Source organism: Paenibacillus sp. 01T443 (genome assembly GCF_056398325.1).
In genome coordinates, this window is the sequence record NZ_JBFTPE010000017.1 from 56,023 (window position 1) to 70,712 (window position 14,690).

The window sequence follows — 14,690 nt, forward strand, 5'->3', positions numbered from 1 at the left end:
CGGAGTTAGAAGGGGGGGAGTTAATGAGAAAAACGATATATTCGCTTTTACTGTCATGTTTAGTTGTAAGTATCATGACGATCTTTATTCCCTCGGCTGTCTATGCATGTTCATGTGCTCAACCCCAAACTGTCGAAGCAGAATACAGTCGTTCTGAAGCCGTTTTTGCCGGTCGTGTCCTTGAAGTCAAGGAGCAAAGAGACATGGACGGAAGTATGACGAAAGCTGTACTATTCGAAGTCAGCCAAATATGGAAAGGCGGAGCTGAATCTCAAATCATTATTCACACAGGAAGCGGTGGAGGTGATTGTGGATTTAATTTTGAAAAAGATAAGGAATATTTAGTATATGCCCATCCATCTACCATGTATGGAGACAAAGAGCTTCTTATTACCATAATTTGCGATCGGACAAATTTATTAGCTCAAGCGCAAGAGGATCTAGCTATACTAGGTGAAGGGAAAGTGCCAACTGATCAAGTTAATCTTGAAGGCGAACTCTACCGCATACATCCTTTTGTCTGGTTTACGGGGATTGGGATTGCAGTAATAGTAATGATGATAATATTTATTAGACGAAAAGTGAGAAAGTAACTATAGTTCAATAAAACAGCGGCAGTCTAGGACTTATTTTATCGTCCAGGACTGCCGCTGTTTCACTGACAAATAGACTTTCACTCATTTTTTATTATTTTCGTTGTACCATGGATTTAAATGAACCAGAACCTCTTCGACAATAGGATTTTGTTCTCTAATGACCTGCTTTATTTTCTTACTAATATCATGGCCTTCTTGAACGCTTAACTCAGCCGGAATCCCCACTCTTACATCAACTATCATGTAGTGTCCATGCTCCCTAGCCCGAATTTTGTCAATTCTCTTTACTTCCGGGATGGACTGAACCAGCTGTAAAATTTTCTCCATTCGATCGTCATCTATGTTTTTCTCCATTAATACATCAACTGAGGTCCGTCCCATATGAATCGCTAACTTTAGCACAAAATAGGCCACGATGATGCCCGCGAAGGGATCCCCGTATTTCAGAAAATGAATATTATAGCGTTCTCCAAGCATGGAAAGAGCGATACCAACGACTGCAGCGAGAGACGCGTATACATCAGCTAAATGATCATAAGCGGTTGCAATCAAACCGCTGCTATTGGCATTTTTGCCGACACGCATGGTGTAGACATAAAGCCATTGTTTCCATATCAGTGAGATTCCAGCTGCGATGAGTACTAGTAGTGTTGCTCCATGAGGAGGTTCCCTTAGCGCCATGACCGAGTGGTACCCCATGTAGACAGCTGCTAGGACAAGTACTACGGCTACTATACCAGCACCTATGACCTCCGCTTTACCGTGCCCATAGGGGTGGTCTTTGTCTGGTGGCCGTTTTGAAATCATCATTGAAATTAATGCGGCTGCAGTTGCAAAAACGTCTCCAGCGTTATGAACGCCATCTGCAATGAGCACCTGGCTGCCAAAAAGCAGACCAACAATAAGTTTCATGGCAGTTAAAAGTATATTGCTAATTAAGCTAGTCCAAATTGCAAAAGCAGATTGTCTGTTTGTTGATTCCATTTGAGTAGTCAGGCCTCCAGCATTCTTAAAAGGTACCGTGCCATTATACAAAAGGAGTTTCATGTGGGTCTAGAGAAACAATCTTGCCCCGTGTTAGAAATCTTACTAGACACCAATAGAGTTTGTATAAGCTAATTATGTTGCTCATGCGCAAAATAAGTTACCCATACTAGCAGCGAAACCTTTCAAGCAAAACGAAGCAGGCAGGTGGTGAAACTTATTGGAAAATGTATACAGATAAATTAAGGTCTTAGACTGAATGGATATAAGCATGACAAAATAAGTGCCTTAAACGGACAAAATCAGTCATGTACAATGATTCAAAATGTGGATCGCGCCTACGGTTTTTATGGAATTCACACTTGATTGGCGGAAAAACCACATCAGAATTGCTGAGCTCGTCGGGAGGGAAAGCGAAGCACTTCAAAACTTTGCTAGTTTGGAAAATCAAGCGAAATACGTAAGGCAATGGCTATCGGTCGCGATGGGCAATGAAAGCGTGGCGCTATTGAGGTTATTCAAGAGAAAGGTACGGGTTCAAGGAATGGTGAACCATCCTCTTAATGAACTATTGTATTCTGAGCTTGGATTAAAACCTGGCAGCTGCGTACCGTTAACCGAGCGCAACCATGAGTTCACGCTGACAAGCTTGCCGGTCATTGAAACCGATAACTTACTTATTCACAATCATAACGTTATGCAGAAAGAAGAAAAGCTGGCCAGCTTCCAGCAAACGAATGCTTGGAAAGCGATTAGTACTGTCCCGCATACAAAAACCTTGTTTATCCCCAATTGGATCGGCATGAGCTGGGCCCCGAACGGCAGGGAACGAATCATGAATGAGCTGCTGGACTGGAGATCATCACGTTAGCTTGCCCCAATGAAGCACCCTGTACAACTAATAGGCGGCGCCCCGCAGACGGCTCCTATTGATTTAATCAAGAAACATTGTGAAATAAAAAAAGACCGATTTTTATATCGGTCATGTAGAAACGCTCTTTAGACGAAAAACGAATTTGCTGATCTGTGGATAATACTTCCGTCAGACATACGAACGGAATCATCGTTATATCCTGTAATTGTAGAAGCTGGTCTAATTTGCATACCGTTTTGCATGGCTTTGATTATTGCTTTCTCAGCAATCGCTACTTCAAAATCTTTGTTCGTAATTAATCTTTGACCTTCTTGAAGTTTAATTTTCTCTGGCATTTAAACATACCTCCACGTTTTTATTTTTTTTATTCTAAGGTCAAATAATACATTAATATCTTCATACAAAGCAATGGTTGCGTATGTAATTGAAAGCTGCGCTTCGATTTGTCACAATTATTACACAACTAATTTGAATTTTAACCAAATAATTCAAGTAATATAAGCGTGAAAGGGATTACATTGTTGGAGGGATTAAAATGGTCCAGTATTCAATTAACCCTGAAAGATCTACATTGCACGGCTCTTTTTCACGCGATTTTGAACCTATATTAACTATTGATTCTGGGGATGTCGTTCGATACAGTACACTTGACGCAGGATGGGGACTGGAACCATTTTCAGCTCCGGGGGTACGTAAAAGGTTCAAACCAAGGGAACGACCTCGCGATGGTGGTCACGCTCTTTGTGGACCAATCGCAATTCGAGGAGCTGAGCCTGGTACTGTGCTTGAAATAAAAATTAATCAAATTCATCCTGGTTCATGGGGATGGAATAGTGCAGGTGGATTCCCGAGTCCTATAAATAAAAGCTTAGGTATTGCAGATGGTGAGGAATTTCAWCTTAACTGGAAGTTAGACGCAGCATCCATGATCGGAATAAGCGATAAGGGACACAAGGTATCATTACGTCCCTTTATGGGAGTAATGGGGATGCCTCCTGATGAACCTGGAATTCATTCAACATTCCCACCGCGCTCATGCGGCGGAAATATCGATTGCAAAGAATTGACCGCTGGAAGCACCTTGTATCTTCCAGTCCCTGTATCAGGGGGGTTATTTTCAGTTGGTGATGGACATGCCATACAAGGTGATGGAGAAGTCGGAAGTCCTGCATTGGAGTGCCCGATGGAATTGGTGGACCTTACTTTCTCTGTTCGAAAAGATATTTCTTTAACTATGCCACGAGCAAAAACTCTTACGGCGTGGCTAACTATGGGCTTTCATGAAGATTTAAACGAAGCAACCATAATCGCTCTTGAAGGCATGTTAGACCTTATGAAAGAAATTTTTGGATTTGAACGTAAAGAAGCTCTAGCTTTAGCTAGTCTAGTCGTTGATTTAAGGATTACACAGATCGTTAATGGAGTTCGAGGTGTACATGCTGTACTTCCACATGGTGCGATCGAACACCTCTATTGCTTGAATGAATTATCAATTGGGAGCGACAGCTTGCCTGTGAAGTAGAGTATGCTCCCTTTCTTTATTTGCTAACATGCTGTTTAATGCAGGATGATGTCATTTATTAAGCCCAAGGAAATCCAAACTGTGGTACGTTTGAGATAGCTCCCCGGTAAATGTAATAGGGGAGACTGACGGATGTCGAAGGAACTCTAGTGATTGTTAATTTACTTTAAAACCGCAGGTAATTTCACGCCTATTAGCTTGCCGGGCGTCTGTATGATGAGGAATCCATCTTCTTTAAGTATACTATCATATTGACGTGCGCCCGTTTTCACCCGAAACAGCGGTTTGCCTGAATCAAAATCGATTGCGTGCAGGATGCCATCGGTTTGGGCAAGATAGACACCTTTTCCATAGATCACAGTCTTTGCGGACGGGTTATCCCCAATCCAGCTCATTTGTTGACCGTTTACCTTTTTTATACTGGAGAGCGAACCATTCTGCCAGTTTCCGAACAAAATGCGACCGCGGTGAACTCGATTAAGGGGGTGTGAATCCTGATCATTGGCGGGGTCACTGTAAGTCTGCAGAGGTTTGCCATCCGGTTTATAATTTTTAAAATCATACCTCGCTATAATACCATTCTGATGGATATAAAAATCATTTCCATCCAAGTAGGTTGGTACATGGGTAATATATTCATCGCCCGAAACCACATTTACATTCCATCGGTAAACACGGCTGCCCTTTACTTCACCCGTTTTCACATTGATGACGGAAACCGTAATGCTGCGATCAAGATTTTCAACTATCTGTTGATTATTATGTTTAATAGAGTACGCCAGCCCGCCTTCGATCTTGAACGGGACGTCTTGGTTGGTCTTGCCCTAAAGCTTCTTTCCCGTTTTCTTATCGATGGCAATAAGTTGACTAGTGGTTTGTGTTTCTTCATGCATTGTGATGGTACGTAATACGATATCTCCAGCGTCCATGATTCCCGAACCGGTGTAATAAGTTGCTTGGGGCTCAGTGTTTACCCAAAGCTGCTTTCCAGTCTTCACATGGACTGCAATGGTATAATTGTCTATCAGTGCATACAACGTATCCCCGAAAACTTCGATAGCGTTTGGTTTTTCAATCCTGACGCTTGACTGCCACAGCTTCTTCCCGCTTGAAGCAGAAAGGGCAAAGAGGCTCCCGTCACTTAAAGTCCCGTAAATATTTCCACCCTGATAGACAAACATGGGATTCATGKAATTCACATCATCATTAAAAGTCCAAATCGTTTTTCCTGTCTGAGCATTCAAAGCGATCAACCTCCTATCTCTTAACGTGAAAATTCTACCCTCATCCGTCACTGTAAAGTTCGAAGTAAGATAGTCTTCCCAATTATCGACTTTTGCGGACCAAGCAGGCTGGACAATTGGTGTCTGAATCCCTGGGTTTCCTATGCCGAACGATATAACAGGATTCTCGGCATGCACATGGCTCATTCCAATATTGTCCGCTGTCTGTCCTATTTGGATGGCAATGAGTAAAGCAGAAGCTGTAAATATTGTTCGAAACATCGATTTTCTTTGCATGGATGATCCTCCTCTAATTTCCATATATTCACTTTACTACTTTATAAACGTATTGTTTCAGAAAATGTTGCCACGGTTCATACGTCCAGTGTTTTGGTTCAACAATGTTTGATAAAGATATTCCATCAACCCGTTTATGTTTTTGACTGAACAAGCAATGGAAAGTACTTGAACAACTCTGTGAAAAGTATAATATGGATATGAAGCTATATTTAAATAGATTTAATAGTTTGACCCTGAAAGGATGCCTGCGTACGCTAGCCTATTAAAGTAAGGTTAGTGGAGAATGAAGAACATAGGCTCTGCACGCAGAATGCTTGTTCGGTACCGATTGTACTAATAATAGGAGGGGCGTTCATGAAGATGAGTCGATATGATGCTGCTGGATGTCATTGGGGGGTTGAAGTTAGATGAGTTTTGGTGATCAGAAGTATTTTTTGAGCGATGTTCCTCTGATTTTGGAAGCGGTTGCAGATCGGTTGATTCCTGAAGATGCATGGCCGTCGGCGACCGGTGGAGGAGTTCTTACATACCTAAAACGTAGTGCCGCCCAGGATGTCGCTACCTGGACGGATGTAATAGAACCTGGACTTCGTGCATTGGATGCAGTAGCACTAGCTCTCCACGGCCAACCATTCTCCGAACTGTCGGCTCATGAGAAAGATAGACTGCTGCACGACGTCGAGCATGATTCCTTTCGGGAGTGGCCTGTTTCGTCTAAACACTTCTTTGATACTTTATTGAGTCTGGTCATCGAAGGTTACTATGGAAGTCCTGAAGCGGGCGGAAATAGTAAAGGCATGTCATGGGACATGATCGGATTTCGTCCGGGCCCCGTATCCGAAAGCCATGCGCCGGTTGAAGAAACCGATTTACCGCAAAGGCCCTTCGATCAACTTCGAGACCAGTATGATGTTATCATCGTAGGAGCTGGGGCTGGCGGATCTGTAGCGGCAGCAGTATTGGCTGAATCTGGACTTCATGTTCTCGTTGTTGAACGCGGAAGCTGGCTTCGATACAGTCAGGTAGGCAGCGATCATTTGCGTAATCATCGTTTTAGCAAGTATGGCCATAACACGGGACCAGAATTGGAAGGGAACCCTCGGACGATTCTATCGGCGGGCGGAGACGAGCGGATCACCGCACCTTTTGAAGGCGACTATCATAATAACGCAATGACGTTAGGAGGAGGAACACGGATCTATGGAGCGCAGGCATGGCGATTCCATCCGGATGACTTCCGTATGGCGAGTCGCTATGGGATACCAGACGGTAGTTCGCTAAGCGATTGGCCGATTCGCTACGAGGAACTCGAACCATATTACGTGCGGGCCGAGTGGGAAGTTGGCGTCTCCGGTGATGGGAATGCCCATCCTGGACGCGGGAAGCGACAGCGCTCTTATCCAATGCCAGCGCTGTCGCGTACACTGGAAGCAGAACGCCTGGCTCGGGCGGCAGAGAAGTTGGGATGGGAAGTGGGGCCGGTGCCTCTCCTCATCAACTCTATCGATCGGGACGGTCGACCGGCTTGTGGAAGGTGCGGACAGTGCGTCGGATTTGCATGCCCGACCAACAGTAAGAATGGCGGACACAATACGATGTTAGTGAGGGCCATTGCTACCGGTAACTGCGATCTGATCTGTGATACCACGGTGGAGCGCATCGATACAGAGGGAGGAAAGCATGCCACTGGGGTTCGTCTTGTGCAACAATTGGAGGGCTCTATCCAGCGACGGCAAGTGCGGGCTGGGCATGTTGTGGTTGCAGCCGGAGCCATCGAAAGCGCACGCCTCCTTCTCAACTCTTCAAGTGATTCAGAACCGCATGGAATAGGCAATCGGAACGGACAAGTAGGAAGAAACCTTCAAGGCCATGTCTATTCTGGTGCTTATGGTCTCTTTGATGAACAGGTTCAAGATGGTCTTGGTCCGGGGGTGAGTATTGCCACCTTCCGCTTTGACCATAGTAACGAAGGCGGAATTATCGGAGGAGGGTTGCTTGCTAACGAGTTCACTCGTTTGCCGCTCAGTCACTGGTATCGAGCACTTGCACCGGATGCGGCGCGATGGGGGAGCGCTGGCAAGGAAGCGATGCGCGAGAGTTACTTGCGAACCAGCCAAATCCAGGGACCGATCCAAGAGATCCCGAGCGCCGAATCCAGAGTGCGGCTATCGAAGACGGTCAAAGATCGCTTTGGCATGCCCGTAGCTCAACTCTCCGGAAGTGTCCATCCAGAGTCTCTTCGAGCTGCAGCCATGCTGGGAGAGCAAGCAGAGAAGTGGCTCTGGGCCGCAGGGGCGCGTGAGGTATGGCGAACTCAGCCTGGTGGCGGGCTTAGTGCCGGGCAGCATCAGGCGGGTACACTGCGCATGGGAAATGACCCTTCGACATCCGTCACTGATCCCTTGGGCCGCGTACATGGATACGACAATCTCTGGGTGAGCGACGGCTCTGTGCACGTGACCAATGGCGGAGTTAACCCGGTGTTGACGATTCTTGCCTTGGCTTTCCGCACGGCGGAAAACCTGGTGAAACAAGGGTAGCGAAATGATGGGGAAACATAGTATCAAAAAAATGAACTATTAAATAGTTGGCGAAAATCTCTGATGGTCATTGCGCTAACGAGGAACGATAGTTCAATAAAACAGCGGCAGGTCAAACCTAGTGTATAAGGAATGATTTTCAAATGATTAAGCATCACGGCCTTAGCGGCAATGATGCTTTTTTTTGTATGCATAGGGAGAATAGGTAAAGTGCTGTTGGATAGAATAACACTAACTTAGTTCTACTCTGACTACCACGAGGTGTCCGATTGATACAGTTCAAAAACGTGACGAAACGATATAATGATGGAATGACTGCGCTAAAGGGAATCGATCTCGAGATCAAAGAAGGTGAGCTGATTACCCTGATCGGGCCAAGCGGGTGCGGAAAAACGACGACGATGAAGATGATCAATCGTCTAGTCGAGCCTTCTTCCGGCCAAATTCTAATCGGCGGAAAGGATATTTCCCGCATCAACCCGGTGGAGCTGCGAAGAAATATCGGATACGTTATTCAGCATATCGGTTTGTTTCCGCATATGACGATCAAAGAAAACGTAGCGGTCGTGCCTAAACTGAAGGGTATCGCAAAAGATACATATGAAAAGCGGATCGATGATTTGATGGAAATGGTTGGACTAGATCCAAGTGAGTATCGAGATCGCTATCCGGCAGAATTGAGCGGAGGCCAGCAGCAGCGTATCGGCGTCATTCGTGCACTTGCTGCAGAACCGTCAATCATTCTGATGGACGAGCCTTTTAGTGCTCTGGATCCGATCAGCCGGGAACAGCTGCAGGATGATTTGATTCAATTGCAGGAGGAAGTGAAGAAAACGATCGTCTTCGTCTCGCATGATATGGATGAAGCACTGAAAATCGCCGATCGCATTGTGTTGATGCAAGGCGGAGAAATCGTACAGGCCGATACCCCGGACCGCATTCTTCGCCGTCCTAAAAACGATTTTGTCCGAACGTTTATCGGAGGCAACCGATTAAACGAATCGGAGCAGTTGACAGTGGAGGATGTAATGGTATCGAATCCTGTTACCGTTTCGTTGTCGCGCGGCCTTGCTCATGGGGCGAAGCTGATGAAGCAGCACCGCGTAACCAGCTTGCTCGTTATCGAAAAGAACCGGCATTTGAAAGGTATTGTGACGAAAGAAATGCTGGAGGAGCAATACCATCATGAGGATTTGACGCTGCAGGATATCATGAAATCCGATGTTCCTACCATATTGGTAGGAACGGGCGTTGCCGATGCCGTCGAGCTTATGCGACATCATGGCTTATATAGTCTTCCTGTTGTGCATCCTAGCGGCTTATTGGCCGGTTTAGTCACCAATTCCAGTCTAATTGACGCTCTGCTTAAGCAGATTTAACAGGGAGGTAGCCATGAAATTCTGGGATGTGATTGTAAGCCGGCAAGAAGATATTTATCGGGCAACTATGGAGCATATCGAGCTTTCGTTTATAGCTCTTCTGATCGCGATCGTGATTTCGATTCCTTTGGGTCTGCTGCTGACCCGCTACCCTAGGCTGGCGAGTTCTGTGATTGGTGTCGCTTCTTTATTTCAGACGATCCCGAGCTTAGCCTTGCTCGGGTTTATGATCCCAATTCTAGGGATCGGGATGTTTCCAGCCATCGTTGCCCTGACTGTCTATGCTCTGCTGCCCATTCTGAGAAACACGTACACCGGTATTATGAACGTAGAGAAGCCGATCAAAGAAGCTGGGATCGGCATGGGGATGACGAGCATGCAGGTCATGCTGAAGGTGGAGCTGCCGCTTGCATTGAGCGTCATTATGGCGGGTATTCGCACGGCGACGGTTATGTTGATTGGCGTTGCCACGCTCGCATCGCTTGTCGGTGCGGGAGGGCTGGGCGATTTGATTTTCCGGGGCATATCGACGGTTAATACGGAATTGATTTTGGCAGGAACCATACCTTCAGCGTTATTGGCTCTGCTCTTCGACTTTTTATTAGGTTGGATGGAGAGAGCAGTAACCCCGAAAGGGATGCGGAAGGGCGCTAAAAAAACGTCCAAGTTCGCTAAAGGATTGCGTATTGGACTAGGAACGGCGCTGATTCTTGCAATAGCGGCAGGCATAGTGGCGAAAGGAAATCCGTTCGGTTCCGACTCCATCGTCGTTGGCGGGAAGAACTTTACCGAGCAGGATATTTTGACGCATATGATGGCTTCTTTAATTGAAGCTAAGACAGACCTGACGGTCGTACGCAAGCCTTTTCTCGGAGGATCGCAGGTGACTCATAGTGCTCTCGTTAAAGGCAACATCGATATTTATCCGGAGTATACGGGAACGGGCTGGACATCGGTTCTGAAGGAGGAGCCGCTTGGAGGCAAACCGGAGGAAACGTACGAGCGTGTAAAGGCTGCCTATGAGAAAAACTTCAATGTCACTTGGCTGCAGCCAATCGGCTTTAACAATACGTATACGCTGGCGATGAGTAGAAAGCGTGCCGAGCAGCAGGGAATCGAAACCTTCACCGATTTGGCGCGAAAATCCAACAATTTCGTGCTAGGCGCCACACATGAGTTTTTGGAGCGTCCCGATGGGTATATCGGTTTACAGCAGGCCTATGGAATGAAGTTCAAAGAAGTGAAAGGGCTGGATCCTGGCCTTACCTATAGCGCGGTAAAAGAAGGAACGACAGACGTGAACGACGCATTTTCCACGGATGGCCGGATTGAAGCATTCGATCTCAAGGTTATTAAAGACGATAAGCAGTATTTCCCACCTTATTACGCAGTACCCATAATCCGCATGGACACGCTTAAGGAGCATCCTGAACTAGCGGAGGTGCTTAATCTGCTCGCTGGCAAAATCGATGACCGAGAGATGTCTGTCCTGAATGGCAAGGTGGATCTCCAAGGGGCGCAAGCCCGCGAGGTCGCCGAGCAGTGGTTGAAGGATGAAGGGCTGATCGAATAGCAATGTTAAACGTGTAAGTACCCTATATTACGTCAAAGAACCCTCTTCCGATGGGAAGAAGGTTTTTTGTGCTTAGACTAGGCTAATGCAATGCAATAGGACAAATAATTGGGATTGTCCTGCGTGAGTTGAAAAGTTCGAATATTACATCGGCTTTTTAAATAAGCATTAACAATACATCTGGCAAGCGCATTCAAAAAATGGCTTGCAGTTCGACTAGCAGCAACTAATTGAGGAGGGAAAAAAGTGATAGCGAGCAAAAGGAAATTCATCCTAATGACAGCAGTGATCATTTGTGTTTCATTGTTATTCGGTTGTACGAGCAATACGAGCAATAATGGAACGACGACGAACGAACCCAGCAATACGAAGACCGAGGATGGGAATGCCGAGACGACAAAGAAAACGATCACGATAACGTATAGAGATGATGGAATTGGCGAGGAAGGATCGTTTTATAAATGGATTAAGGAAGTATCAGCCAGTTATCCAAACAAAAATGTGGAAATCAAGCCAACGCCTATTCAAGCGTCCGAAGGCGATTATTTTGCCAAAATTGCATTGGCACTCAAATCCAAAGATACGGCGCCTGATATTGTAACGGAAGACACGTTTATTTTGAATTCGGATGCAAGCGCAGGATTTCTGGAGCCCTTGGGTGAGAGATTAAAAGGTTGGGAAGATTGGACTAATGGTTCCTTTATTGAAGCGATGAAAAAGGGTGTTACAGCGAGTGACGGCAAAGTCTATGGCGTTCCCTACAACACCGACTCAAGAGGTCTCTGGTATAACAAGGAAATCTTCAAAAAAGCAGGTTTGCCGGAGGATTGGCAGCCGAAATCATGGGATGACATCCTAAATACTGCGAGAACGATCAAAGAAAAAGCAGGTGAGGATGTTGTACCGATCTGGATGAACCTAGGCAAGGCGACAGGAGAAGCAACATCGATGCAAACCTACGAAATGCTACTCTATGGAACGGGAGATAGATTATACGATAACGACACCGGTAAATGGATCATTAAGAGTCAGGGTATATTGGATTCGCTAAGCTTCATTGAGACGATTAACAAGGAGAAGCTTGGACCGCCGCTGTCTAAAGTATTGAATGGTCAGGCAGGAAACACTTCTTCACGGGAATATTTGCCCCAAGGCAAGCTTGCCATTTCATTAGACGGCTCTTGGATCACAGGCAACTATTTTGAAGGCGGTGCTGCGCCTTGGCCTGAATATAAGGATGTTCTAGGCTTTGCCCCAATGCCGACAAGCAAGGGCCAGGCACCAGGATCGATTACACTGGCAGGCGGTTGGGCGTTATCTATCCCTAGCAATGCTCAGCATAAAGATGAAGCTTGGGACTTTATCAAATATGCATTAAACAAAGAGAATACCCAAAAGCTTGTTATTGCTCAAGGTAACATTACGGTTCGGGCTGATGTGGCAAAGGATCCTGAATATACAAAAATGCCATTTAATGAAATCGCGACGGAGTATTTGCAAAATGCGGAGTTCAGGCCAGCTCAGGATAAATATCCTGAAGTGTCCACTCAAATCCAAACGATGGTTGAATCTGTAACTACAGGTACGTCACCTGCGGATGCGCTGAAAAAGTACGCACAGGATGTAACAAGAATTGCTGGCAAAGAAAATGTAGTAGAAAAATAAAAGAGAAAAGCTTGCTTGCTCAAGCAGATCCCTGCAAGCGGATCTGCTTGAGCAGCCGCTTTTTTTGATTTTCAGCATGCGGGAGGAGAACGATGCATGAGCAGTTTGACGGGAAATGTTCTCTATAAGAAAAGAAAATCATATGCTTGGCTCTATTTTTTGCTTCCATCAATAGCGATCATGCTCGTTTTTTTTATTTATCCGATTTTATTGACCTTCTTTTATTCTTTCACGAATTTAGCACTGACCGGAGAAGCGGCCAAGGAGCTGAAATTTGTCGGGATCGACAACTATACTCGCATGTTTGAAGACCCGACAGTCAGAGTCAGCATATGGCATACGCTAGTTTTCTTGATAGGCTCTGCTGTTATCGGTCAGCAAGTGCTGGGTTTTCTGATTGCACTACTAATGAAGCATAAAAATAAGATGTTTAGGCGCGTCGTTGGCACGATTGTGCTGGCAGGCTGGGTAACACCTGAAATTGTATGTGCATTATGCTTATACAGCTTTTTCGGAGATGAAGGTACACTCAATACCATTATTACATCCATTGGACTTCCTGAAGTCCTTTGGCTTTATACCGTTCCGATGGTCACCATCATACTTGCGAACATTTGGCACGGCACGGCTTTTTCTATGCTTGTGTTCCAAGCGGCGCTGGATGATGTGCCGACGGAGATTGAAGAAGCGGCCGTTGTAGACGGGGCATCAGGTTGGCAGATTTTAATGAAAATTACGATTCCTTATATTAAAGATACGATTACAACGAATATGATGCTCGTAACGCTGCAGACACTTGGGGTGTTTGGGCTCATCTATGCGATGACTGGCGGAGGACCAGGAACTTCAACTACTACATTGCCTATTTTTATGTATAACCAAGCCTTTGTGAATTATCAACTCGGCTATGGCACCGCAATATCCTTACTGCTGCTGTTAATTGGTATTATTCTTAGCTTGTTCTATATCCGCTCGATGAAAGAGTAAATGTACAAGGAGACTTCGTATGAATGCGAAACATCGTAAACTGATTTATCGAGTCCTGCCGTATACGATTCTTACTTTGATCGGAATTTGTTTCTTGCTTCCTCTTCTATGGGTATTCGTCGCATCCATTGATCCTAACGCGATGCAATCGCTTAAATTACCGAATCAAATAACGGGTGACAACTATGTTGATGTGATTACCAATCGTGTCAATCAGCGTGCATATGTCATTGGTCTTATCATGTCAGTTGGCCAAGCTATACTCGTCGTCATATTAGGTTTGCTCGCAGCGTATCCATTGTCTCGCTATCAAATGAAATATAAGAAATCATTTATGCTGACGATTTTATTTATGACTTCTTTGCCGATTACAGCTGTAATGGTACCTGTGTATCAACTGTTTTTAAGCCTGAAATTGTATGATAATATTTTTGGAGTCATTTTATTTTATGTCGCATCCTCTATGCCCTATGGTATTTGGATGCTAAAAAACTTCATGGATTCGGTGCCGAATGACTTGGAAGAAGCCGCTTGGGTCGATGGGGCATCTGTATTCGTTGGCATCCGCAAGGTTGTTGCTCCATTAATGGTTCCAGGCATTTGTACGGTAGCTATTTTCACATTTTCCGGAAGCTGGGGCAATTTCTTTGTTCCGTATATTTTATTGCAGACACCTGAAAATTTCCCGGCTTCATTGAAGCTGTATCAGTTTTTTGGGCAATACGGCATGGTGGAGTATGGCAAGCTAGCGGCGTTTTCCGTGCTGTATGCGATTCCTTCGGTCGTGATGTATATCCTCTCCCAGCAATTTATGTCCAAGGGTTTTGGACTGCAGGGCGGGACGAAAGGGTAATGATCTAAGTTGTTTGAATCCTATCCTATTCATTGAACATGCCTGCTGAGGGCATGTTTTTTGTGTTTGGAGGAGTCCAGAAAGGGGCGGCGATCCTGCGGTAGGAGGATAAGAACATGTATCTTTAGCCGCGACCTTCCGTGCCAGCCCGATTACTTAACCAGCTGGAAAAGATCGTATGGTAAAATATTGGC

General features: G+C 45.5%; 13 protein-coding genes. 9 read left to right on the forward strand and 4 right to left on the reverse strand.

The window, feature by feature from the left end:
• Positions 1–23: 23 nt before the first annotated feature.
• Entirely contained in the window at positions 24–593 is a 570-nt protein-coding gene (locus AC1DLI_RS25845; protein WP_477607336.1) for a hypothetical protein, read from the forward strand.
• An 84-nt stretch (positions 594–677) separates the two neighbouring features.
• On the opposite strand, the gene AC1DLI_RS25850 is transcribed toward AC1DLI_RS25845, so the two are convergent.
• Positions 678–1,580 (reverse strand): cation diffusion facilitator family transporter, encoded by a 903-nt coding sequence (locus AC1DLI_RS25850; protein ID WP_477607337.1) that lies wholly within the window; start codon positions 1,578–1,580, stop codon positions 678–680.
• Between the two features lie 325 nt (positions 1,581–1,905).
• Between AC1DLI_RS25850 and AC1DLI_RS25855 the strand changes: the two genes are divergently transcribed.
• Positions 1,906–2,451 carry a TroA family protein gene (locus AC1DLI_RS25855; protein ID WP_477607338.1) on the forward strand — a complete coding sequence of 182 codons (546 nt, stop codon included), beginning with the start codon at positions 1,906–1,908 and terminating at the stop codon, positions 2,449–2,451.
• A gap of 128 nt (positions 2,452–2,579) precedes the next feature.
• Here the strand turns inward: AC1DLI_RS25855 and AC1DLI_RS25860 are convergent, their stop codons facing one another.
• Positions 2,580–2,789: a hypothetical protein gene (locus AC1DLI_RS25860; RefSeq protein WP_308998798.1), complete on the reverse strand. Its 210-nt coding sequence runs from the start codon at positions 2,787–2,789 to the stop codon at positions 2,580–2,582.
• A 200-nt stretch (positions 2,790–2,989) separates the two neighbouring features.
• Here AC1DLI_RS25860 and AC1DLI_RS25865 point away from each other — a divergent pair, with 200 nt between their 5' ends.
• A complete protein-coding gene (locus AC1DLI_RS25865; protein ID WP_477607339.1) occupies positions 2,990–3,976 on the forward strand; it encodes an acetamidase/formamidase family protein in 987 nt (328 codons plus the stop codon).
• Positions 3,977–4,137: 161 nt separating this feature from the next.
• On the opposite strand, the gene AC1DLI_RS25870 is transcribed toward AC1DLI_RS25865, so the two are convergent.
• On the reverse strand, positions 4,138–4,680 hold the full coding sequence (locus tag AC1DLI_RS25870) for a hypothetical protein (RefSeq protein WP_477607340.1): 543 nt from the start codon (positions 4,678–4,680) through the stop codon (positions 4,138–4,140).
• Positions 4,681–4,800: 120 nt separating this feature from the next.
• On the reverse strand, positions 4,801–5,496 hold the full coding sequence (locus AC1DLI_RS25875; RefSeq protein ID WP_477607341.1) for an outer membrane protein assembly factor BamB family protein: 696 nt from the start codon (positions 5,494–5,496) through the stop codon (positions 4,801–4,803).
• A gap of 410 nt (positions 5,497–5,906) precedes the next feature.
• Between AC1DLI_RS25875 and AC1DLI_RS25880 the strand changes: the two genes are divergently transcribed.
• The 6 genes from AC1DLI_RS25880 to AC1DLI_RS25905 all read left to right on the forward strand — a co-directional run bounded on the left by AC1DLI_RS25880 (position 5,907) and on the right by AC1DLI_RS25905 (position 14,496).
• Positions 5,907–8,039: a GMC family oxidoreductase gene (locus AC1DLI_RS25880; protein WP_477607342.1), complete on the forward strand. Its 2,133-nt coding sequence runs from the start codon at positions 5,907–5,909 to the stop codon at positions 8,037–8,039.
• A 269-nt stretch (positions 8,040–8,308) separates the two neighbouring features.
• On the forward strand, positions 8,309–9,418 hold the full coding sequence (locus AC1DLI_RS25885) for a betaine/proline/choline family ABC transporter ATP-binding protein (RefSeq protein ID WP_477607343.1): 1,110 nt from the start codon (positions 8,309–8,311) through the stop codon (positions 9,416–9,418).
• A 13-nt stretch (positions 9,419–9,431) separates the two neighbouring features.
• Positions 9,432–10,991, forward strand: a complete 1,560-nt coding sequence (locus AC1DLI_RS25890; RefSeq protein ID WP_477607344.1) for a glycine betaine ABC transporter substrate-binding protein — start codon at positions 9,432–9,434, stop codon at positions 10,989–10,991.
• A 246-nt stretch (positions 10,992–11,237) separates the two neighbouring features.
• The gene (locus tag AC1DLI_RS25895; protein ID WP_477607345.1) at positions 11,238–12,656 is read left to right on the forward strand and encodes an ABC transporter substrate-binding protein; all 1,419 of its coding nucleotides are present in this window, start codon (positions 11,238–11,240) and stop codon (positions 12,654–12,656) included.
• A 96-nt stretch (positions 12,657–12,752) separates the two neighbouring features.
• Entirely contained in the window at positions 12,753–13,643 is an 891-nt protein-coding gene (locus AC1DLI_RS25900; protein ID WP_477607346.1) for a carbohydrate ABC transporter permease, read from the forward strand.
• A gap of 19 nt (positions 13,644–13,662) precedes the next feature.
• Positions 13,663–14,496: a carbohydrate ABC transporter permease gene (locus AC1DLI_RS25905; RefSeq protein WP_477607347.1), complete on the forward strand. Its 834-nt coding sequence runs from the start codon at positions 13,663–13,665 to the stop codon at positions 14,494–14,496.
• Positions 14,497–14,690 lie beyond the last annotated feature (194 nt).